Origin of the sequence: Pseudomonas sp. FYR_2, from assembly GCF_043106425.1 — a bacterium.
Taxonomy (GTDB): domain Bacteria; phylum Pseudomonadota; class Gammaproteobacteria; order Pseudomonadales; family Pseudomonadaceae; genus Aquipseudomonas; species Aquipseudomonas monteilii.
Genome location: NZ_JBICMM010000015.1, coordinates 46,006 through 65,737 on the forward strand (window position 1 = coordinate 46,006; position 19,732 = coordinate 65,737).

Annotated in this window: 16 protein-coding genes; 9 read left to right on the plus strand and 7 right to left on the minus strand. The window is 63.1% G+C overall.

From position 1 onward, the window contains the following. Positions 1–23 precede the first annotated feature (23 nt). The 4 genes from ACF8R4_RS05060 to ACF8R4_RS05075 are packed head-to-tail and all read right to left on the minus strand — an operon-like array spanning position 24 to position 3,629. Positions 24–926: a pyridoxal-phosphate dependent enzyme gene (locus ACF8R4_RS05060; RefSeq protein WP_060497858.1), complete on the minus strand. Its 903-nt coding sequence runs from the start codon at positions 924–926 to the stop codon at positions 24–26. After that, positions 923–2,134 (minus strand): MFS transporter, encoded by a 1,212-nt coding sequence (locus tag ACF8R4_RS05065; protein ID WP_392491811.1) that lies wholly within the window; start codon positions 2,132–2,134, stop codon positions 923–925. Before ACF8R4_RS05065 ends, ACF8R4_RS05060 begins: the two co-directional genes overlap by 4 nt. Beyond that, the gene (locus ACF8R4_RS05070; protein ID WP_060497860.1) at positions 2,131–2,919 is read right to left on the minus strand and encodes an alanyl-tRNA editing protein; all 789 of its coding nucleotides are present in this window, start codon (positions 2,917–2,919) and stop codon (positions 2,131–2,133) included. Before ACF8R4_RS05070 ends, ACF8R4_RS05065 begins: the two co-directional genes overlap by 4 nt. Beyond that, entirely contained in the window at positions 2,916–3,629 is a 714-nt protein-coding gene (locus ACF8R4_RS05075) for a serine O-acetyltransferase (RefSeq protein ID WP_060497861.1), read from the minus strand. The genes ACF8R4_RS05070 and ACF8R4_RS05075 overlap by 4 nt, the downstream gene beginning before the upstream one ends. Before the next feature lie 171 nt (positions 3,630–3,800). Here ACF8R4_RS05075 and ACF8R4_RS05080 point away from each other — a divergent pair, with 171 nt between their 5' ends. From ACF8R4_RS05080 to pdeM, 7 genes are all read left to right on the plus strand, one after another. After that, on the plus strand, positions 3,801–5,141 hold the full coding sequence (locus ACF8R4_RS05080; RefSeq protein WP_060497862.1) for a PLP-dependent aminotransferase family protein: 1,341 nt from the start codon (positions 3,801–3,803) through the stop codon (positions 5,139–5,141). Positions 5,142–5,244: 103 nt separating this feature from the next. Beyond that, entirely contained in the window at positions 5,245–7,686 is a 2,442-nt protein-coding gene (locus ACF8R4_RS05085) for a penicillin acylase family protein (RefSeq protein ID WP_164524175.1), read from the plus strand. Positions 7,687–7,793: 107 nt separating this feature from the next. Continuing rightward, the gene (locus tag ACF8R4_RS05090; protein WP_060497864.1) at positions 7,794–8,810 is read left to right on the plus strand and encodes a ligase-associated DNA damage response exonuclease; all 1,017 of its coding nucleotides are present in this window, start codon (positions 7,794–7,796) and stop codon (positions 8,808–8,810) included. Continuing rightward, positions 8,807–10,465: an ATP-dependent DNA ligase gene (locus tag ACF8R4_RS05095; RefSeq protein WP_200929142.1), complete on the plus strand. Its 1,659-nt coding sequence runs from the start codon at positions 8,807–8,809 to the stop codon at positions 10,463–10,465. Before ACF8R4_RS05090 ends, ACF8R4_RS05095 begins: the two co-directional genes overlap by 4 nt. A gap of 100 nt (positions 10,466–10,565) precedes the next feature. Further along, on the plus strand, positions 10,566–11,681 hold the full coding sequence (locus ACF8R4_RS05100) for a succinylglutamate desuccinylase/aspartoacylase family protein (protein WP_060497866.1): 1,116 nt from the start codon (positions 10,566–10,568) through the stop codon (positions 11,679–11,681). 67 nt (positions 11,682–11,748) lie between these two features. Further along, entirely contained in the window at positions 11,749–14,199 is a 2,451-nt protein-coding gene (locus ACF8R4_RS05105; RefSeq protein WP_104833318.1) for a ligase-associated DNA damage response DEXH box helicase, read from the plus strand. Beyond that, positions 14,196–14,846 (plus strand): ligase-associated DNA damage response endonuclease PdeM, encoded by a 651-nt coding sequence (gene pdeM, locus ACF8R4_RS05110; RefSeq protein WP_060497868.1) that lies wholly within the window; start codon positions 14,196–14,198, stop codon positions 14,844–14,846. Before ACF8R4_RS05105 ends, pdeM begins: the two co-directional genes overlap by 4 nt. 6 nt (positions 14,847–14,852) lie before the next feature. Here pdeM and ACF8R4_RS05115 read toward each other — a convergent pair whose 3' ends face one another. Together ACF8R4_RS05115 and dcd are read right to left on the minus strand one after the other, a co-directional pair. Continuing rightward, positions 14,853–15,080 (minus strand): hypothetical protein, encoded by a 228-nt coding sequence (locus ACF8R4_RS05115; protein ID WP_060497869.1) that lies wholly within the window; start codon positions 15,078–15,080, stop codon positions 14,853–14,855. Positions 15,081–15,174: 94 nt separating this feature from the next. Next, the gene (gene dcd, locus ACF8R4_RS05120) at positions 15,175–15,741 is read right to left on the minus strand and encodes a dCTP deaminase (protein ID WP_003258001.1); all 567 of its coding nucleotides are present in this window, start codon (positions 15,739–15,741) and stop codon (positions 15,175–15,177) included. A 328-nt stretch (positions 15,742–16,069) separates the two neighbouring features. Between dcd and ACF8R4_RS05125 the strand changes: the two genes are divergently transcribed. Further along, entirely contained in the window at positions 16,070–16,279 is a 210-nt protein-coding gene (locus tag ACF8R4_RS05125; RefSeq protein WP_003254922.1) for a cold-shock protein, read from the plus strand. A gap of 104 nt (positions 16,280–16,383) precedes the next feature. On the opposite strand, the gene apbC is transcribed toward ACF8R4_RS05125, so the two are convergent. After that, positions 16,384–17,478 (minus strand): iron-sulfur cluster carrier protein ApbC, encoded by a 1,095-nt coding sequence (gene apbC / locus ACF8R4_RS05130; RefSeq protein ID WP_060497870.1) that lies wholly within the window; start codon positions 17,476–17,478, stop codon positions 16,384–16,386. A 159-nt stretch (positions 17,479–17,637) separates the two neighbouring features. Here apbC and metG point away from each other — a divergent pair, with 159 nt between their 5' ends. Continuing rightward, positions 17,638–19,677 (plus strand): methionine--tRNA ligase, encoded by a 2,040-nt coding sequence (metG, locus tag ACF8R4_RS05135; protein ID WP_060497871.1) that lies wholly within the window; start codon positions 17,638–17,640, stop codon positions 19,675–19,677. Positions 19,678–19,732 lie beyond the last annotated feature (55 nt).

Genomic DNA, 19,732 nt, shown 5'->3' on the forward strand with positions numbered 1-19,732 from the left:
TGCCCCCTGCTGAGGGCCTTGGCCTATGCGGCCTTGCGCCGGGTCGCCCCCAGCAGGTCCTGGTACCACAGGCCGGCGTCATAGGCGATGGTCACCACAGTGGTCCCGGCATACCGCGGATGCTGGGCCATGCGCTGAGCAACAGCCAGGCAGGCGGCAGCGGTATTGCCCACGAAAATGCCACTTTGCATGTAGAACCAGCGCTGCGCAGCCAGCATCTCTGCGTGTTGTACCTGGGCCCGCTCGTCCACCAGCGACCAGTCCATGAAGGGCGGGCAAACCCCCACCGCCATGCCTTCGAAGCGATGGTCGGCAAACACACCTGTCCTTGAGTCACACCCACAGGGGTCGACCAACACCGTCGACACCTCGAAACCGTGATCTTTCAGCCCCAGCGTAATGCCCGTGAAGCTTGCACCCGTACCCGCACAGCCAACAAACAGGACTTCCCGCCCTGCCCCAGCGTTGGTCAGTTGCACGGCCAGCTCGCTGGCCGTCTGGTAACGGTGGGCCTCGATACCCACCGGGTTGTTGAACTGGTCGGTGTAGAAGTATGACTTGCCCAACGCGACCTGGTTATCCAGGTGGTGCATGACCACATCCTTGGGGGTGGCACCGGCCATCAGCATTTCCTTGCCGATCAGCCGGGCACCGAAACACTCGAGCAGATCCCGCTTGGTCTGGCTGAAGCTCAGCCCGACCGCCAGCTCCACCGCGACCTGGTACTTGTGACAGGCCGCCAGCAAGCCGAAGCCGAAACTGCCACCGGTTTTCTCGATGACGGTTGTCACACCGGGAATGATGTCGCCGTTGCTTACGGCATGCTCGACAATGCGCCGGGCCGCCCGGTATTTGTGGCTTCCCCCCGGGTTGTTCATTTCCAGCTTGGTGTAGATGCGATCGCTGACACTGATGAGCTCGCTCATTTGCGGCTACCTTCCATTGAAGTATGCAGGCAGGCCTTGTTCTGCAGCAGGCCGGCAGTGGCAACCAGCAGCCCGATGCACAGGGCCATGCAGATGGCGTTGGTGCCATCCCAGCCGACCGTGCTCAGCAACAGCGAAGGGCTGAACGCGCCGAGGGTGGCGAAGATGGCAATGGCCAGGTCGTTCTTGCCCTGCATCTGCATCGCTGCCGGGCTGTTCTGCAGCGACTGGGCCAGCAAGGCGCCGCCGCCTACATACGTCAGGTTCCAACCCAGCCCGAGGGCAATCAGTGCCAGGGTCATCATGGCGTAGCTGTGCGACCAGATATTCAGGGCCGAGCAGCCGATCAGCAGGGCCAGGCCCGCGCAAATGGTGGTCCTGATACCCAACCGCTGGATGATCGCACCGGTGAAGAACGACGGAGCAAACATGGCAATCACATGCCACTGGATCGCCAGGCGTACGTCCGAGAAGTCCTCGTGCATGTGCTTCATGTGCATCGAGGCCTGGATCATCAGCAGGTTCATGATCCCGTAGCTCAGTGCAGCAACGCCCATTGCTACCACCACACTCGGGCTTAACGGCTCGGTGCGTGGGCGGGCCGACTGGGCGGCGCCGTTGACCGTGGTGGTCACACCGCCATCGTCTGGCAGGCAAAGGGCAATCAGCAGTGACAGCAGCGCCAGGCCGACAAACGCGGCATAACAGAGCGAAAACAGTGGATAGCCGCCCACATCTCGCAGCCACTCGGTAAGCGTCGGCCCGACCACCGCGGCGATGACGCCCCCCGCCACAACCAGGGAAAGGGCTTTGGGTTTCAGGGCCTGAGACAGATTGTCGGTGGCCGCGAAGCGGTTGAAGTTGGCGAAGGCGATATACACACCCAACGCAGAATGGCTAAGGACCAGGGTTGCAAAATGCTGGTGCTCCACAGCCAGAAAGCCGCTGACGCCCGACAATGCCAAAGGAATCGCGCCCAGCATGAAAGCCTTCTTGCGGCCGATGCGGCTCATCAGCCTGGAGACCGGGTAGGTTGCCAGCATCAGGCTCAGAAACTGAAACCCGTACGGCACCGTGGACCACGCGACATCAGGCGCCAGCGCCGCGCCGACAATGGCGGCCATGGTCACGGACATGACCGCGGTGGTCAGGTTGATCGACTGTGCGGTGAAATAGAGGTACGTGCGCCGCGGTAACGTGCTGTTCATAGTGCGTGCCCGTGGTAGGTGGACAGGTCGATTTCGGCATCGGGGAACGCGCAGATCAGTCGTTCCTTACCTTTGCCCAGGCGTTTGCGCCTGACGCTCAGGCGCCCGATACGCCCTGGTGAATCGAGGTGTGTGCCACCGCACGGAATTTCGATGCCGTTGTAGGTCCACAAACGTGCGTCTTCCAGGCCCTCGACCGCGTAGTGCTCGATGGGTGCATCGCAGCCGATCAGTTCGTTGGCCCGCCGCTCTATTTCATCCACCTCTTCGGCCGTGAAAGCGTCCTCGACCAGGAAGTCGAAACGTGCCGAATCCTCTTTGATGTGGCAGCCGATGGTCCATTGCTGCAGCTCTTCACGCAGCCCGATAGCAGCGGCATACAGAAAGTGACTGGCACTGTGAGACAGCGTCAGCCGTTCGCGCCGTTCGATATCGATGGTGATGCGGGCCGGCATGCCTGGCGTGACGTCATCCAGCAAGTGCAGGTCATCAGGGTGCAGGCTGTGAATAATGATGCCGCCCAGTTTCCCGCCCTTGAAACCTTCGAGGCGAATCGGGCTGCCATACAGTTTTTTCACCCAGACAAACCGCACAGTTCCCACCGGTAATTCAATGGTGCCGAAGTCCGCTTCCTGGCCGCCACCTTCCGGGTAAGCCACGGTACTCTGCAATTCAATGCCATCACTGTGCACGCGTGCTACTTGCGTATCAACGCCGGCCAGGTACTGGTCTTTGTAATACAGCTTTTCGGTATTGCGTAACACTTCATAGTTCAGAGCGCTCATGATTCCAGTACCACCTGCAATGATGTTTTAACCTGTACCCGGGCAGCAGCGGGAACATCTTTGGTAATAATGCAGCCCGGCCCGATAAATGCGCCGTCACCCACATGGATAGCGCCCAGCACACTGGCGAACGCGCCGATTTGTACCCGGTTGCCCAAGGTCGGGTGCCTGGGGCTTGAAGGGTTGCCGCTGATACCACGGGCGCCCAGGGTGACGCCGCCCAGCACGTAGCAATCGTCACCAATGGTCGAGGTCTCGCCTATGACGGTGCCCATGCCGTGATCGATGATGAAGCGCGCGCCAATACGGCTGCGGAAGTGGATCTCCGCCCCGGAGAGCATTTTGCCGCGCCTGGAGATCATGGCCGCCAGGCATTGACCGCCGGCACCATAGGCAGCAGCGGTATTGGTGTAGATCCAATGGGCGAGCCGATAATGCAGAACGGCAGAATAAGAGGTGTACGTTCTTGCAATGAATACCAGGTCGCGGCCAGCTGCCGGATCTTTCAGGGCAAAGGCCTGCAAATCGGCATGGGCTTGTTCGGTGACACACTGAATAACCGAAGTTTCTTTTAACGCTTCGAATTCTTCAACTGAACAACACTCCAACAGCGCCGATGTAACAAGGTTCCTTACAACCTTGAATGTTTCCGGTTCATCAGGCACAGGTAGCCTGGCAATGACGGCTGATTGCATATCCATAGAGTGCATGGGCTCGATATCCAGTTGTCTGGTTGAACAGACGCTTAAGGTGTTGCCTTTGCGGGCAACCAACACTTCCGACAAGGGAATAGTGGCATGTACTGGCCATTTGAAAACGAACAGTCGACAAGCATTTCCGTTAACTGTTAGGCTTTTTTTTCTAACGGTTTGAGACCTGCCATGAACGCCAGCAGCCTTCATCACCAGTTAAGACAACGCCTGGATGCAGGGGAGTGGCTGCCCGGGCAGCGCATGCCCTCCATCCGGAAACTGACGGCTGCGGTCGACTTCAGTTACCACGACGTTGTTTCGGCCTACGCCCAGCTGGTCAGCGAAGGTGTGTTGACGGCTTCACCGGGCAGGGGCTACTTCGTCGCGACCCGGTCACGGCAAACCAGTGTGATCCACGAGCCCGACTGCATGGCGGGCGACCCGCTCTTCAAGCTGCTGCAAGGTGGCCAGCACTACACCAAGCTGGGCAGCGGCTGGCTCCCCCCCGCCTGGCGTGACACCGAGCTGCTGGCCAAGGCCATTCGCCGCACGGCGCGGCTGGAGCAAAGTTCGCTGGCCGAATACGGCGACATCCAGGGCTACTTGCCCATGCGCAAACAGCTGTGCGTACACATGAAACGGCTGACCCGTGTCGATGTTCGCCCCAACCAGTTGCTGACCACACTGGGCGCTACACAAGGCCTGGACCTGGTTGCGCGGCTGCTGATCAAGCCAGGCGACCACGTTTTCGTCGACGAGCCGGGTAACGGCAACCTGATCAAGCTGATCCAGCTGGCGGGCGGGCACGTTGTCGGCATACGGCGAACCCAGGACGGGCCGGACGTGGAAGAGATGAAAACCTACTTGGCCAGGCACAAGGTCAAGGCATTTTTCTGCAACAGCACCTTCCACAACCCGACCGGCAGCAACATCAGCCCGCACAACGCCTTCAGCGTCCTGCGCCTGGCGGTAGAGCACGAGTTCTTCGTGGTCGAGGACGATGTGTATGGCGACTTCAGCCCGGCCGTACGCCAGACCTTTGCCGAACTGGACAACCTTGACCGGGTTATCTACATCGGCAGTTTCTCCAAATGCCTGTCAGCATCGCTGCGCGTGGGTTTCATCGCCTGCTCCCAAGACCTGATCGAACCGCTGACACGCCTGAAACTGCTGACCTGTGTTGCCGTACCGGCGTTTTGCGAACGCTTCGTCAACACCATATTGTCGGATGGCACCTATGCCCGGCACATGAATGATGTGCAGCAGCGCCTGATCAGGCAGCAGGTCCAGACCCAGCGGCTTCTGATCGAGCGAGGCTGGCAGTTTGAAATCGCACCGCAAGGGGGGATGTTCCTCTGGGTCTACCACCCGGACCTGCCAGACCTGCAACCGCTGGTGCGCAAACTGGAACAAAACAAGATCCTGCTGATGCCCGGCTCGGCGTTCGCCGTTACCCGTGACTACCGGCGCTATGCCCGCATCAATTGCACGCACTTTTCCGAGACGTTGGCAGACCACTTCAACGTTTGAGGCAGCGCTGGCAAATAAACCGACCTGGGACCTTGCATGGCGCCTGCGCGCTTACTACCTTAGCGCCTTTCGAAACCCGCCACGCCTTGCAGGAGCCCTTGTCATGGCCGCCCCCGCCTTTCCTCCCTTCCGCCCGCGGTTCGCAACCGCTGCCACGCTGCTCGGCATGCTCGGGCTGGCCGGCTGCCAGACGGGCGGCTACCAGGACAGCGTGCCACCGACCCGTGGCGTGCAACCGCTCAAGGGCCTGGCGCAGAATGTTTCAGTACGCCGCAATGCCATGGGTGCGCCACTGATCGAAAGCAGCAGCTTCCATGATGCGCTCTTCAGCCTGGGCTATGTGCATGCCGGAGACCGCATCGAGCAGATGGTCGCCATGCGCCTGCTGGCCCAAGGCCGCCTGGCCGAACTGGCCGGCAGCGAAGCGCTGGACATCGACCGCCTGATGCGCGCGGCCAACCTCAAGCAAAGCGCCGCCCAGCAGTACGCCGACGCCTCGCCACGGCTCAAGCGCTTTTTCGAAGTGTACGCACGCGGGGTCAACGCCTACCTGTTCCGCTATCGCGACAAGCTGCCGGCCGGCCTGGCCAGCAGTGGCTATCGCCCGGAATACTGGAAGCCCGAAGACTCGGCGCTGATCTTCAACCTGTACGCGTTCAGCCAATCAGTGAACCTGCAGGAAGAATTGAGTGCCCTGACCCTGGCGCAGAAAGCCGGCAGCGACAAGCTGGCCTGGCTGCTGCCAGGCGCCCCGGACGAGCCATTGGCCGAAGGCGAGGTGGACAAGCTCAAGGGCCTGAACCTGGCCAGTCAGCTGCCTGGCCTGCCAGCGCTGGCAGCCGCCAGCCAGAAACTGGCCGACCTCGACCTGCTCGGCAGCCCGGGCTCGGCCAACCTGGCCCTGGCCCCGCAGCGCAGCCGCAGTGGCAAGAGCCTGCTGGCCAGCGACAGCCGCGCTGCCTGGGCCCTGAGCCCGATACAGATCCACACCAGCAAATACCAGGTTGCCGGCCTGTCGTTGCCGGGTTTGCCGATCGTGCTGGCCGGTTACAACGGCAAACTGGCCTGGAGCAGCAGCGCCGTGATGGCCGACAACCAAGACCTGTTCCTGGAACAACTGCGTCGTCAAGGCAGCCAGCTGAGCTACCTGGCCGACGGCAAATGGCTGCCGGCCCGCGCCCGTAGCGAAACGTTCTTCATCCGAGGCCAGCGCCCGCTGCGCGAGGTGATGTATGACACCCGCCACGGCACCCTGCTGTCCCAGCCAGACAACGCCAGCCTGGGCCTGGCGCTGAACCTGCCGCAGTTCAAGGGCGACCGCAGCCTGGATGCGCTGTTCGACCTGACCCGGGCCAGGAATGTGGAACGCGCCTTCGACAGCACCCGCGAAGTGACCGCTGCGGCCCTCAACTTTGTCTTCGCCGAGCCGGAGCACATCGGCTGGCAAGTCAGTGGCCGCTACCCCAACCGCCGCGAAGGCCAGGGCCTGCTGCCCTCGCCGGGCTGGGACGGGCGCTACGACTGGGACGGCTATGCCGACCCGATGCTGCACCCGTACGACCAGGACCCCACCGCTGGCTGGATCGGCCACGCCAACCAGCGCAGCCTGCCGCGCGGCTACGGCATGCAGCTGTCCAGCACCTGGTACTACCCCGAACGCGCCGAACGCCTGGCCCAGTTGGCCGGCAATGGCCGTCACGACAGCCGCAGCCTGATGGCCCTGCAGAACGACCAGGTAACCCTGCTGGCCGACAAGCTCAAGCAGATGTTCGACGCCCCCGGCATGGCCCAGCCCTTGAAGCAGGCGATTGATGCCCTGCCCGCCGCCCAACGGGACAAAGCCCGCGACACGCTGGCCCGTCTCAAGGCCTTCGATGGCCGCCTGAGCCCGGTGTCGGCGGATGCAGCGCTGTACGAGCTGTTTCTGCAGGAGGTAACGCGGCAAACCTTCCTAGACGACCTGGGTCCGGAATCCGGCCCGGCCTGGCAGGCGTTCGTGAGCAATGCCCGCTTGTCGTTCTCGGCCCAGGCCGATCACCTGCTGGGCCGCGACGACAGCCCGTTCTGGGATGACCGCAACACCCCACAAAAAGAAGACAAGCCTGCCATTCTCGCCCGCAGCCTGGCGGGAGCAATGGACGCCGGGATCGCGCAACTGGGCGCCGACCGCCGCGCCTGGCAATGGGGCAAGCTGCACCAGTACCGCTGGCCAGCACCGGCCTACCATGGCCTGGGCGAAGCCATCAGCCGCTCACCGCTGGCTGCAGGTGGCGACTTCACCACCCTGGCCCTGACGCCATACGCCTGGGGCAGCGACTTCGACACCCGCCTGCCGGCCTCGGCGCGGATGATCGTCGACTTCGGCCAGGCCGAACCCTTGCAGGTGCTGACCAGCAGCGGCCAGTCCGGTAACCCGGCAAGCACGCACTACAGCGACGGGCTGGATGCCTGGTTCAAAGGCCGGTTCATGAGCCTGCCGCTGCAGCAGCAGAACTTCGGGCGGGCGTATGGCAGCCAGCGGCTCACGCTGGTACCTGGCAAATAACGGGCATCGCCTGTTTTGGGGCTGCATTGCAGCCCCAGCCATTTCCGGTCGAACTTCCTTCCTCCTGCATGGCTCATAACTGGTAACTCCAAACCAGCGCCCGCGCCATGGACCTTGTCATCGCCCGCCCCGAAGGCCTCTACTGCCCGCCCGGTGATTTCTACATCGACCCTTGGCGGCCCGTGGACCGCGCCGTGATCACCCATGGCCACGGTGACCATGCACGTACCGGCAATGGCCATTATCTGACCGCCAGCCCAGGTGCAGGCATTCTGCGTAGTCGGTTGGGCCAGGGCATCGATTTGCAGACCCTGCCCTACGGTGAGCGCCTGCTTCACCATGGGGTGACCCTGAGCCTGCACCCGGCCGGGCACGTGCTGGGTTCGGCACAGGTGCGCCTGGAGTACCAAGGTGAAGTCTGGGTCGCGTCCGGTGACTACAAGGTAGAGCCCGATGGCACCTGTACGCCTTTCGAACCCGTGCCGTGCCACACCTTCATCACCGAGTCGACGTTCGGCCTGCCCATTTATCGCTGGCCCAGCCAGGCTGAGGTCTTTGCCGACATAAACGCCTGGTGGCGGGCCAACAGCAACCAGGGCAAGGCCAGCGTGCTGTTCTGCTATGCCTTCGGCAAGGCCCAGCGGATTTTGCATGGGCTGGACGCCAGCATCGGGTCAATCCTTGTACATGGCGCCGTCGAGCCGCTCAACCGGGTGTACCGGGACGCCGGTATCCACCTGCCCAAAACCCTCTACGCCGGGGATATACCGCGCAACGACCCACTGCTGCGCCAAGCGCTGGTCCTGGCCCCCCCGTCGGCCAGCGGCAGTAGCTGGATGCGCCGCTTCGGCGAGTACAGCGATGCCTTCGCCAGTGGCTGGATGCTGCTGCGCGGCACCCGCCGGCGGCGCGGTGTGGACCGGGGCTTCGTCCTCTCGGACCATGCCGACTGGCCCGGCCTGCTGTGGGCAATCGGCCAGACCGGCGCCGAACGGGTGATGGTCACCCACGGCTCGGTCAACGTGCTGGTGCGCTACCTCAACGAACAAGGCCTCGATGCCCGCGCCTTCGCCACCGAATACGGCGACGAAGACGACGTCGTCACGGCCGAACCCACACCATGAAAGCCTTCGCCACGTTGTACCTGCGCCTGGATGCGACCACGTCCAGCAACGCCAAACTTGAGGCCCTGCGCGACTATTTCGCCAATGCCCCCGCCGAGGATGCCGCCTGGGCCGTGTACTTTCTGGCCGGCGGGCGCCCGCGCCAGCTGGTGCCCACTCGCGTGTTGCGCGCACAGGCAACGGCTCAGGCCGGGTTGCCGGACTGGCTCTTCGAAGAAAGCTATCAGGCAGTGGGTGACCTGGCCGAAACCATTTCGCTGTTGCTACCCATACACGCCGATGGCAGCGATGAAGGCCTTGCCACCTGGGTGGAGCAGCATTTGCTGCCCCTGCGCGGGCTACCGCCTGAGCAGGTGCAGCAGCGCCTGCAGCCGCTCTGGGCGCAGCTGGATCGCCCCAGCCTGATGCTGTGCCTGAAGCTGATCACCGGCAGTTTTCGCGTGGGCGTATCGAAGTTGCTGGTCACCCGCGCCCTGGCGCAACTGGCCGGGCTGGACGCCAAGCGCGTGGCCCAGCGCCTGGTCGGTTACACCGACATTGGCCATCGCCCTACCGCAGCCAGCTACCAGAAGCTGATCGCCCCGGAGTCCGCCGATGAGCATCGCCAGCGCGGCGGCCAGCCCTACCCATTCTTCCTGGCCCACCCGCTACAAGCCTCTACCGATCAGTTCGATACCCTGCTCGGGCCGCCAGGCAACTGGCAAATCGAGTGGAAGTGGGACGGCATTCGCGCCCAGGTGGTCAAGCGCGAGGGCCAGCTGTGGGTGTGGTCGCGCGGCGAAGAGTTGGTGACCGAGCGCTTCCCCGAACTGCACACCCTGGCGCAGACGCTCCCCGATGGCGTGGTGCTCGACGGCGAGATTCTGGTCTGGAAACCAGGTGATACGGGGGCTGAACTGGCCGTGCAGCCTTTTGCCCTGCTACAGCAGCGCCTGGGGCGCAAAACGCTGGGCAAGAAATTGCTGACCGACGCGCCGGTGGTGTTGCAGGCCTACGACCTGCTGGAGTGGCAAGGCGAAGACTGGCGCAACCGGCCGCAGCACGAGCGCCGCAGCCAACTGGAACGCTTGGTCGATGCGCACCCGCTTGCCCCCGTGCTGCTGTCGCCGCTGCTGACAGGCCCGGACTGGGCCGACCTTGCCCACCAGCGCGAACAGTCGCGCAGCCTGGGTGTCGAGGGCCTGATGCTCAAGCAGCGCGAGGCCCTTTACGGCGTGGGGCGTACCAAGGATATGGGTACTTGGTGGAAGTGGAAGATCGACCCGTTCAGCGTCGATGCCGTGCTGATCTATGCCCAACGCGGCCACGGCCGGCGTGCAAGCCTGTACAGCGACTACACCTTCGCCGTATGGGACGCACCGGCCGGCACCCCGGGGCGAGCATTGGTACCCTTTGCCAAAGCCTATTCGGGGCTCAGTGACGAAGAAATGCGCAAGGTCGATGCCATTATCCGCAAGACCACGGTGGAAACCTTCGGCCCGGTACGCAGCGTAACGCCTACGCTGGTGTTCGAACTGGGCTTCGAAGGCATTGCCTTGTCCAGGCGCCACAAGAGCGGTATTGCCGTGCGCTTTCCGCGCATGCTGCGCTGGCGGCTGGACAAGCCGGTGGAAGAGGCCGATGACCTGGCCACCTTGCAGGCACTGCTGGCCTGAAAAGGTGGCGACTCCATTGAGGCGCAACGCTGAAAACTATGCTTCTATCAGTGTGCCGACCTGTGTCGCAGACCGTATTCGCCACGCATCCAGGACCACCATGCACCATTCAACCCACGACCTGCTCTCACCCGTTCCGGGCATCACCCGCCAGTTGCACAGCTTCCACTTCGGCCCTCGCAGTGGCGGCAAAGTCTATATCCAGGCCTCCCTGCATGCCGACGAACTGCCCGGCATGCTGGTGGCATGGCACCTCAAGCGCTGCCTGACAGCACTGGAAGAACAAGGCCGCCTGCAGCGCGAGATCATCCTGGTGCCGGTGGCCAACCCGGTCGGCCTAGAGCAAGTGCTGCTGGATGCACCGCTGGGGCGCTTCGAGCTGCAAAGCGGCGAGAACTTCAACCGCAACTTCGTCGACCTGTCGGACAGCATCGGCGACCAGATAGAAGAACACCTTACCCAGAACCCGGCGCACAACGTCGAGCTGATCCGCGAATACCTGCGTCGTGGGCTGGACGCGCACCCGGCCCGCACACCGCTGCAAGCCCAGCGCCTGATCCTGCAGCGCCTGGCCTGCGATGCCGACATGGTGCTGGACCTGCACTGCGACTTCGAGGCGGTCGAACACCTGTACACCACACCCGATGCCTGGCCACACATCGAGCCGCTGGCCCGCTACCTGGGCGCCCAGGCCAGCCTGCTGGCCACCGACTCGGGCGGGCAGTCGTTCGATGAGTGCTTCAGCCTGGTCTGGTGGCAGTTGCAGCAACGCTTCGGCAAGCGCTTCCCGATCCCGCTGGGCTGCTGCTCGGTAACTGTAGAACTGCGCGGCCAGGCCGATGTCAGCCATGACCTGGCCAGCAAAGACTGCCAGGCGATACTCGACTTCCTTACCCACGCGGGCGTTATCGAAGGCGCCAGCCCTGCCCTGCCACCCTTGCCCAGCCCGGCCACGCCGCTGGCTGCTGTCGAACCGGTAGTGACGCCACTGGGCGGGTTGCTGGTGTATCACGCCAAACCCGGACAGTACCTGGAAGCCGGGCAGTTGATTGCCGAAGTCATCGACCCGCTCAGTGATCGGGTAACGGCAGTGCGCAACAGCCAACCGGGCCTGCTATATGCCCGCAGCGTAAGGCGCATGGCCACTTCTGGTATGGTCATCGCCCATGTTGCTGGCGAGCAGGTATGTCGCAGTGGCTACCTGCTGGGCAACTGATTCGGTAAAACCATTGCACCTGGCGGGCGGTCTGTAGAAGCACAGCCTTCGAAGGACCACTCGCCTCATGCCCGCTGCCACCGACCTTGCCAATGCCTGGTTTGCCAGGCGTGGCTGGAAGCCATTCGCTTTCCAGCGCCGCGTTTGGGCTGCTGTGGCACGCGGCGAATCCGGCCTGCTGCACGCCAGTACCGGTGCCGGCAAAACCTACGCCGTGTGGCTCGCCGCGCTTCGTGCGTTCAAGCCCCAGCCCCAAGGCAGCCAACCGGCGCCATTGCAGGTGGTGTGGGTGACGCCCATGCGCGCCCTGGCTGCCGACACCGCACGCGCCCTGCAGGTGCCCGTGGATGAACTGGCGCTGCCGTGGAGCGTTGGGGTACGCAGCGGTGACACAGGCAGCGCCGAACGAGCCCGACAGGCTCGGCGCCTGCCAAGTGTGCTGGTCACCACACCCGAGAGCCTGACGCTGCTGCTGACGCGCGCGCAGGCCCGCGAAGATTTCGCCACCCTGCGGCTGGTGGTGGTGGATGAATGGCACGAACTGCTGGGTAACAAGCGCGGGGTACAACTGCAGCTGGCCCTGGCCCACCTGCGCCACTGGCATGCAGGCCTGCCGACCTGGGGCCTCTCCGCCACCCTGGGCAACCTGCAACATGCGCTGGACGTTCTGCTGCCGCAAGGCGGCCTGCTGGTACAGGGCCGACAGGACAAGGCGCTGCAAGTCGACACCCTGCTGCCAACAGCGATCGATCGCTTCCCCTGGGCCGGGCACATGGGCCTGAAGATGCTCGACCAGGTCAGCCGGGAAATCGAGGCCAGTGCCAGTTGCCTGGTGTTCACCAACACCCGCGCCCAGGCCGAGCTCTGGTACCAGGCCCTGCTTGAAGCCCGCCCTGACTGGGCCGGGCTGATCGCCCTGCACCATGCCTCGCTGGCCCGCGATACCCGCGACTGGGTGGAACGTAGCCTCAAGCAGGGCAGCCTGAAAGCGGTGATCTGCACGTCCAGCCTTGACCTTGGCGTGGACTTTCTACCCGTGGAACGGGTGCTGCAAATCGGCTCGGCCAAAGGCATCGCCCGCCTGATGCAACGGGCCGGGCGCTCCGGGCACGCACCGGGGCGGCGCTCGCGAATCACCCTGGTACCTACCCACAGCCTGGAACTGGTGGAGGCAGCTGCAGCCCGACAAGCACTGATGGCCGGGCACATCGAAGCCCGCTGCTCGCCGCAACTGTGCATGGACGTGCTGGTGCAGCACCTGGTCAGCATGGCCTTGGGCAGTGGCTTTCGACCCAAGCAGCTACTGGCCGAAGTGCGCAGCACCTGGGCCTTCCGCACGTTGCGCGACAGCCAGTGGCAGTGGGCGCTGGACTTCGTCTGCCACGGTGGCAGTTCACTTTCCGCCTACCCGGATTACCAGCGCGTCGAGCCCCAGCCCGACGGCGTTTACCGGGTTGCCAGCGAACGCCTGGCACGGCGCCACCGCATGAGCATCGGCACCATCGTCAGCGACGCCAACCTGCAACTGAAATACTGGAGCAAGGGCGGCGGAGGCAAGACGCTGGGCAGTGTCGAAGAAGCGTTCATCGCCCGCCTGCGTCCCGGCGACACGCTCGTGTTTGCCGGGCGGGTGCTGGAACTGGTACGCGTGGAAAACATGACCGCCTATGTGCGCCGCAGCACCGCACGCAAGGCTGCGGTGGCACGCTGGAACGGTGGGCGCATGCCACTATCGAGCGAACTGGCCGATGCCCTGGTCGAGCAGCTCGATTCTGCGGCCCATGGCCGCTTTGACGGCCCGGAGATGCGAACCGTGCGCCCGCTGCTGGCGTTGCAGGCACAGTGGTCGGCGTTGCCAACCACCGGCACGCTGCTGGCCGAGACTTTCAAGTCCCGCCAGGGCTGGCACGTGTTCTTGTACCCCTTTGCCGGGCGCCTGGCCAACCTGGGCCTGGCCAACCTGATTGCCTGGCGGGTCAGCCGCGTACAACCGCTGTCGGTATCGATTGCCGTCAACGACTACGGGTTCGAACTGCTCAGCCCTGCACCGGTGGACTGGACAACGCACCTGCCAAAAGCGCTGGGTACCGAGCACTTGCTGGAAGATGTGCTGGCCAGCCTGAATGCAGGGGAAATGGCACTGCGGCGTTTTCGCGAAATTGCCCAGATTGCCGGGCTGGTGTTTGGCGGGTACCCAGCGGCACAGAAGAGCACTCGACAGATCCAGGCATCCAGCGGGTTGTTCTATGAAGTATTTCGCAAGCATGACGCCGGTAACCTGCTACTCGGCCAGGCACGGGACGAAGTGCTGGGCGAGGAGCTGGAGATCGAGCGGCTGCGTCGGCAATTGCTGAAAATGGCCAGCCTGAAGCTGGACCTGCAGGTATTGAAGCGACCGGGGCCGCTGGCCTTCGCTTTACTGGTAGAGGGCATGCGCGAGACGCTGAGCACCGAGAAGCTGGCAGACCGGATTGCGCGAATGGTTGCAGAACTGGAACAAGCGGCAGGCAAGGCATGAGTCACCAGCCCATCGAACACGCAGGCCAGGTGCTCTGGCTGCTTGCCGACAAGGCCATCTATTGGCCCAGCCGCCGAGCATTGCTGGTGGCCGACGTACACATCGGCAAGGCTGCCAGCTATCGTGCCCTGCACCAGCCTGTGCCGCGAGGCACCACAGACGCAACGCTCACCCGGCTGGATGCCTTGCTGGCAGCCCATGACTGCGACCAGCTGATCGTCCTCGGGGACTTCCTGCATGCACGCACTGCCCGGGCGCCAGCAACGCTGGCCAGGCTGCATGCGTGGCGGCAGCGCCACGCGCACCTGAACATTGTACTGATACGCGGTAATCATGATCGTAACGCAGGCGATCCACCTGCATCGCTTCGCATTGAGGTCAAGGACGAGCCCTGGATACTGGAACCTTTCGCGCTCCAACACGAACCAGCACCTCACCCGGCTTACCCAGTGCTGGCCGGCCATGTGCACCCGGTCTTTGTGCTACGCGGCACGGCCCGCCAGCGCCTGCGACTGCCGTGCTTCCTGATCGACGCTCACGTCAGCCTGCTGCCGGCATTCGGCGAGTTCACCGGCGGCTGGAAGATCGCGCCATCCGGCACCAGCCGGGTATACCTGGCTGGCGCCGGGCGCGTCTGGCCGCTGTAACGGCGCTCAGGCGACAGGTGCTGGCGGCGGCTCATCCGGCAAGGTCGGCTCGCCCGGCTCCATGGGTGGCCTCTCGCCAGGCTCTGGGGGCCGCGGGGTATCGGGGTCAGGCTGATGGGGCACGCCCCCCGCCTGCATGGGCAGCGGGTGCGCCAGCAATGACCAGGGCAACAACCCCACGTGGTTGGGCTGCAGGCCTGCCAGCTTGGCACTGATTGCGGGATGGAGTTTCATTGGCTGCTCCTGACGAAAGCCGATGCACATCATGCGCACCGGCGTTACTTTGTTGGAGTGCCAAAGGCGCGGGTAATTCCCCGCGCTTGTCGGCTCAGGTACGCGGCAGGGTGACGCCGCGCTGGCCCTGGTATTTGCCGCCACGGTCCTTGTAGGACACTTCGCATTCTTCGTCAGACTGAAGGAACAGCATCTGTGCCACGCCTTCGTTGGCGTAGATCTTCGCCGGCAGCGTGGTGGTGTTGGAGAACTCCAGCGTCACGTGGCCTTCCCACTCGGGCTCGAGCGGGGTGACGTTGACGATGATGCCGCAACGGGCGTAGGTGCTCTTGCCCAGGCAAATGGTCAGCACGTCACGCGGAATGCGGAAGTATTCGACGGTGCGCGCCAAGGCAAAAGAGTTTGGCGGGATGATGCACACGTCGCTCTTGATGTCGACGAAGCTGCCGGCATCGAAGTTTTTCGGGTCGACGGTAGCCGAGTTGATGTTGGTAAACACCTTGAATTCGTCGGCGCAGCGGACATCGTAGCCATAGCTGGAGACGCCAAAGGAGATCACCCGGCTGTCTTGTTCGCCGCGCACCTGGCGCTCGACGAACGGTTCGATCATGCCGTGTTCCTGCGCCATGCGGCGAATCCACTTGTCCGATTTTATGCTCATGGCGGGGGTGTCCTGAAGAGTTGCGTGGTGAAAATCGTGACGCGCATCTTACCGGTCCCGGCGCCCAGGTTAAAGTTCTATGCCTCATCCCGCGCCGGGCGGGGGCTGCAGCCGCCGTCGATCCGAATTTGCTTAAAGCGCCTTCTGACCATTGGCAGGTTGCGGAAAGTGGGGTAAGGTGGCGCCACTGTGCTGCACGTGACACCGAGAATCTCTAGTTTGATGCACGATCCTGATCGGCCCATCGCTGAATTTTCTGCTCTCTTTGCGCTCAGTCCCGGGCAGGGTTTTTCCTGACCGTTATCAAATTGTCCAAGGAGACAGAAAAATGTCCAACCGTCAATCCGGTGTTGTTAAGTGGTTCAACGATGAGAAAGGCTACGGCTTCATCACCCCTCAGTCGGGCGACGACCTGTTCGTGCACTTCAAAGCCATCCAAGCTGACGGCTTCAAAACCCTGAAAGAAGGCCAGGCTGTTACTTTCGTCGCTACCCGCGGCCAGAAAGGCATGCAGGCTGAAGAAGTTCAGATCGCCTAAGTCGATCTAGCTTCTAGCTTTCAAAAAAACCCGCCTTCTGGCGGGTTTTTTTATGCCTGCCTGAAAAACCGAGTTACCCGCGAAGCAGGCAACTCGGTTTCAGGTCAGTCTTCGCTGATGGTAATGCTCGGCATCGCCGGCGCCGCCGCCTCTTGCAGCACAATCCGCGCACCCACCTGGCGGGCCAGCTCCTGGTAGACCATGGCAATCTGACTTTCCGGCTCGGCAATCGCCGTCGGCTTGCCGCTGTCGGCCTGTTCGCGGATCAACATCGACAATGGCAACGACGCCAGCAGGTCAACGCCATACTGGCTGGCCAGTTTCTCACCGCCGCCTTCGCCGAACAGATGCTCGGCATGGCCGCAATTCGAACAGATGTGCACGGCCATGTTCTCGACCACGCCCAGCACCGGGATGTTGACCTTGCGGAACATCTCCACACCCTTCTTGGCATCCAGCAACGCCAGGTCCTGCGGCGTGGTGACGATCACCGAGCCCGCCACCGGCACTTTCTGCGCCAAGGTCAGCTGAATGTCGCCGGTACCCGGCGGCATGTCGATGACCAGGTAATCCAGGTCATTCCAGGCGGTCTGGGTGACCAGTTGCAGCAGCGCACCGGAAACCATCGGGCCGCGCCAGACCATCGGTGTGTTGTCGTCGGTGAGGAAGGCCATGGACATGACCTCCACGCCATGGGCCTTGATCGGCACAAACCACTTCTGCTCGCGAATCTGCGGGCGGGTGCCTTCGGCAATACCGAACATCACCCCTTGGCTAGGGCCGTAGATATCGGCATCGAGAATACCCACCCGTGCGCCTTCGCGGGCCAGCGCCAGCGCCAGGTTGGCCGCAGTGGTCGACTTGCCCACACCGCCCTTGCCCGAGGCCACGGCGATGATGTTCTTGACGTTGGCCATGGCCGGCACCTGGGCCTGGGCCTTGTGAGCGGCGACCACGCAGTCGATCGATACCTGGGCGCTGCTGACGCCCTCAAGGTTGCCGATGGCCGTCTGCAATACCTGGGCCCAACCATTCTTGAACAAAGCGGCGGCATAGCCCAGCTGCAATTGCACGCTGACCTGCCCGCCCTGGATGTCGATGGCGCGCACGCAACCGGCGCTGACCGGATCCTGGTTCAGGTAGGGGTCGGTGTACTGGCGAAGCACGCCTTCGACGGCGGCACGGGTGACGGCACTCATGGAGACTCCCATTGGCAAACTGAATGTGAAACAGGCGCCTATCCTAACCCGTCAATCGTCAGTAGATGCGCATGCGGGGTGAAATATCTTCGCCAGCCCTTTATAGTGGCCGATCACCCTTAATTTTTACCCCGTAGCCAGATAAGTAGCCGAGCCACCATGTCCGAGCCACGTCAGATTCTCGTCACCAGCGCACTGCCCTATGCCAATGGATCCATCCATCTAGGCCATATGCTCGAGTACATCCAGACAGACATGTGGGTCCGCTTCCAGAAAATGCGTGGCAACCAGTGCATCTATGTCTGCGCCGACGACGCCCACGGCTCGGCCATCATGCTGCGCGCCGAGAAGGAAGGCATCACCCCGGAGCAACTGATCGCCAACGTCCAGGCCGAGCACAGTAGCGACTTCGCCGATTTCCTGGTGGATTTCGACAACTTCCACTCTACCCACAGCGAAGAGAACCGCGAGCTGTCGGGCCTGATCTACACGCGCCTGCGTGAAGCCGGGCACATCGCCACCCGTTCGGTAACCCAGTACTTCGACCCGGAAAAGGGCATGTTCCTGGCCGACCGTTTCATCAAGGGCACCTGCCCCAAGTGCGCGGCGGAAGACCAGTACGGCGACAACTGCGAAAAGTGCGGTGCCACCTACGCGCCTACCGAGCTGAAGAACCCCAAATCGGCGATCTCCGGGGCCACCCCGGTGCTCCGTGACTCCCAGCACTTCTTCTTCAAGCTGCCAGACTTCCAGGCCATGCTGCAGCAGTGGACCCGCAGCGGCACCCTGCAGGACGCGGTAGCCAACAAACTGGCCGAATGGCTGGACTCCGGCTTGCAAGAGTGGGACATCTCCCGCGATGCGCCGTACTTCGGCTTCGAAATCCCCGGTGAACCGGGTAAATACTTCTACGTGTGGCTGGACGCGCCAATCGGCTACATGGCCAGCTTCAAGAACCTTTGCGCACGCCGCCCGGAACTCGACTTCGATGCGTTCTGGAACGAAGGCTCCAAGGCCGAGCTGTACCACTTCATCGGCAAGGACATCGTCAACTTCCACGCCCTGTTCTGGCCAGCCATGCTCGAAGGTGCCGGTTTCCGCAAGCCGACTGCCGTCAACGTGCATGGCTACCTGACCGTCAACGGCGCGAAGATGTCGAAATCGCGCGGCACCTTCATCAAGGCCCGTACCTACCTCGATCACCTGCAGCCGGAATACCTGCGTTACTACTACGCAGCCAAGCTGGGGCGTGGCGTCGACGATCTGGACCTGAACCTGGAAGACTTCGTGCAGAAGGTCAACTCCGACCTGGTGGGCAAGGTCGTGAACATTGCCAGCCGCTGCGCCGGCTTCATCCACAAAGGCAACGAAGGCGTGATGGTAAGCGGTGATGCCGCGCCTGAGCTGACCGAAGCCTTCCTGGCTGCCGCTCCGTCCATCGCCGAAGCCTATGAAGGCCGTGACTTTGGCCGCGCCATGCGTGAAATCATGGCACTGGCCGACCGCGCCAACGCCTGGATCGCCGACAAGGCACCGTGGTCGCTGGCCAAGCAGGAAGGCAAACAGGATGAAGTGCAGGCCATTTGTGCCCAGGGCATCAACCTGTTCCGCCAGCTGGTGATCTTCCTCAAGCCGGTACTGCCGGTGCTGGCAGCAGACGCCGAGGCGTTCCTCAACGTTGCCCCGCTGGCCTGGAGCGACCACCTGTCGCGCCTGGAAAACCATAAACTGAACCCGTTCAAGGCCTTGATGAGCCGCATCGAACCGGCCAAGGTCGAAGCCATGGTCGCCGCCAGCAAGGAAGACCTGCTGGCTGCCGAAGCCAAGGCCCCGGCCGGCAACGGCGAGCTGACCAAGGACCCGCTGTCGGCAGAAATCGAGTTCGACACCTTCGCTGCCGTCGACCTGCGCGTGGCGCTGATCGTCAAAGCCGAAGCCGTGCCGGGCGCCGACAAACTGCTGCAACTCACCCTGGACATCGGTGACGAGCGCCGCAACGTGTTCTCCGGCATCAAGTCGGCCTACCCCGACCCGTCCAAACTGGAAGGCCGCCTGACCATGATGGTCGCCAACCTCAAGCCCCGGAAAATGCGTTTTGGCGTATCCGAGGGCATGGTCATGGCTGCCGGCCCTGGCGGTGAAGAAATCTACCTGCTGAGCCCGGACAGCGGCGCCAAGCCAGGCCAGCGCATCAAGTGACACCCCCTGCCCCGGCCCTCGTGCCGGGGCAGTTTCTTCTGCGCCTTGATTACCG

Excerpts from the sequence above, each read along its gene's own strand:
- ACF8R4_RS05060 (WP_060497858.1), bottom strand. The coding sequence starts at position 926 with ATGAGCGAGCTCATCAGTGTCAGCGATCGCATCTACACCAAGCTGGAA.
- ACF8R4_RS05065 (WP_392491811.1), bottom strand. The coding sequence starts at position 2,134 with ATGAACAGCACGTTACCGCGGCGCACGTACCTCTATTTCACCGCACAG.
- ACF8R4_RS05070 (WP_060497860.1), bottom strand. The coding sequence starts at position 2,919 with ATGAGCGCTCTGAACTATGAAGTGTTACGCAATACCGAAAAGCTGTAT.
- ACF8R4_RS05075 (WP_060497861.1), bottom strand. The coding sequence starts at position 3,629 with ATGCACTCTATGGATATGCAATCAGCCGTCATTGCCAGGCTACCTGTG.
- ACF8R4_RS05080 (WP_060497862.1), top strand. The coding sequence starts at position 3,801 with ATGAACGCCAGCAGCCTTCATCACCAGTTAAGACAACGCCTGGATGCA.
- ACF8R4_RS05085 (WP_164524175.1), top strand. The coding sequence starts at position 5,245 with ATGGCCGCCCCCGCCTTTCCTCCCTTCCGCCCGCGGTTCGCAACCGCT.
- ACF8R4_RS05090 (WP_060497864.1), top strand. The coding sequence starts at position 7,794 with ATGGACCTTGTCATCGCCCGCCCCGAAGGCCTCTACTGCCCGCCCGGT.
- ACF8R4_RS05095 (WP_200929142.1), top strand. The coding sequence starts at position 8,807 with ATGAAAGCCTTCGCCACGTTGTACCTGCGCCTGGATGCGACCACGTCC.
- ACF8R4_RS05100 (WP_060497866.1), top strand. The coding sequence starts at position 10,566 with ATGCACCATTCAACCCACGACCTGCTCTCACCCGTTCCGGGCATCACC.
- ACF8R4_RS05105 (WP_104833318.1), top strand. The coding sequence starts at position 11,749 with ATGCCCGCTGCCACCGACCTTGCCAATGCCTGGTTTGCCAGGCGTGGC.
- pdeM (WP_060497868.1), top strand. The coding sequence starts at position 14,196 with ATGAGTCACCAGCCCATCGAACACGCAGGCCAGGTGCTCTGGCTGCTT.
- ACF8R4_RS05115 (WP_060497869.1), bottom strand. The coding sequence starts at position 15,080 with ATGAAACTCCATCCCGCAATCAGTGCCAAGCTGGCAGGCCTGCAGCCC.
- dcd (WP_003258001.1), bottom strand. The coding sequence starts at position 15,741 with ATGAGCATAAAATCGGACAAGTGGATTCGCCGCATGGCGCAGGAACAC.
- ACF8R4_RS05125 (WP_003254922.1), top strand. The coding sequence starts at position 16,070 with ATGTCCAACCGTCAATCCGGTGTTGTTAAGTGGTTCAACGATGAGAAA.
- apbC (WP_060497870.1), bottom strand. The coding sequence starts at position 17,478 with ATGAGTGCCGTCACCCGTGCCGCCGTCGAAGGCGTGCTTCGCCAGTAC.
- metG (WP_060497871.1), top strand. The coding sequence starts at position 17,638 with ATGTCCGAGCCACGTCAGATTCTCGTCACCAGCGCACTGCCCTATGCC.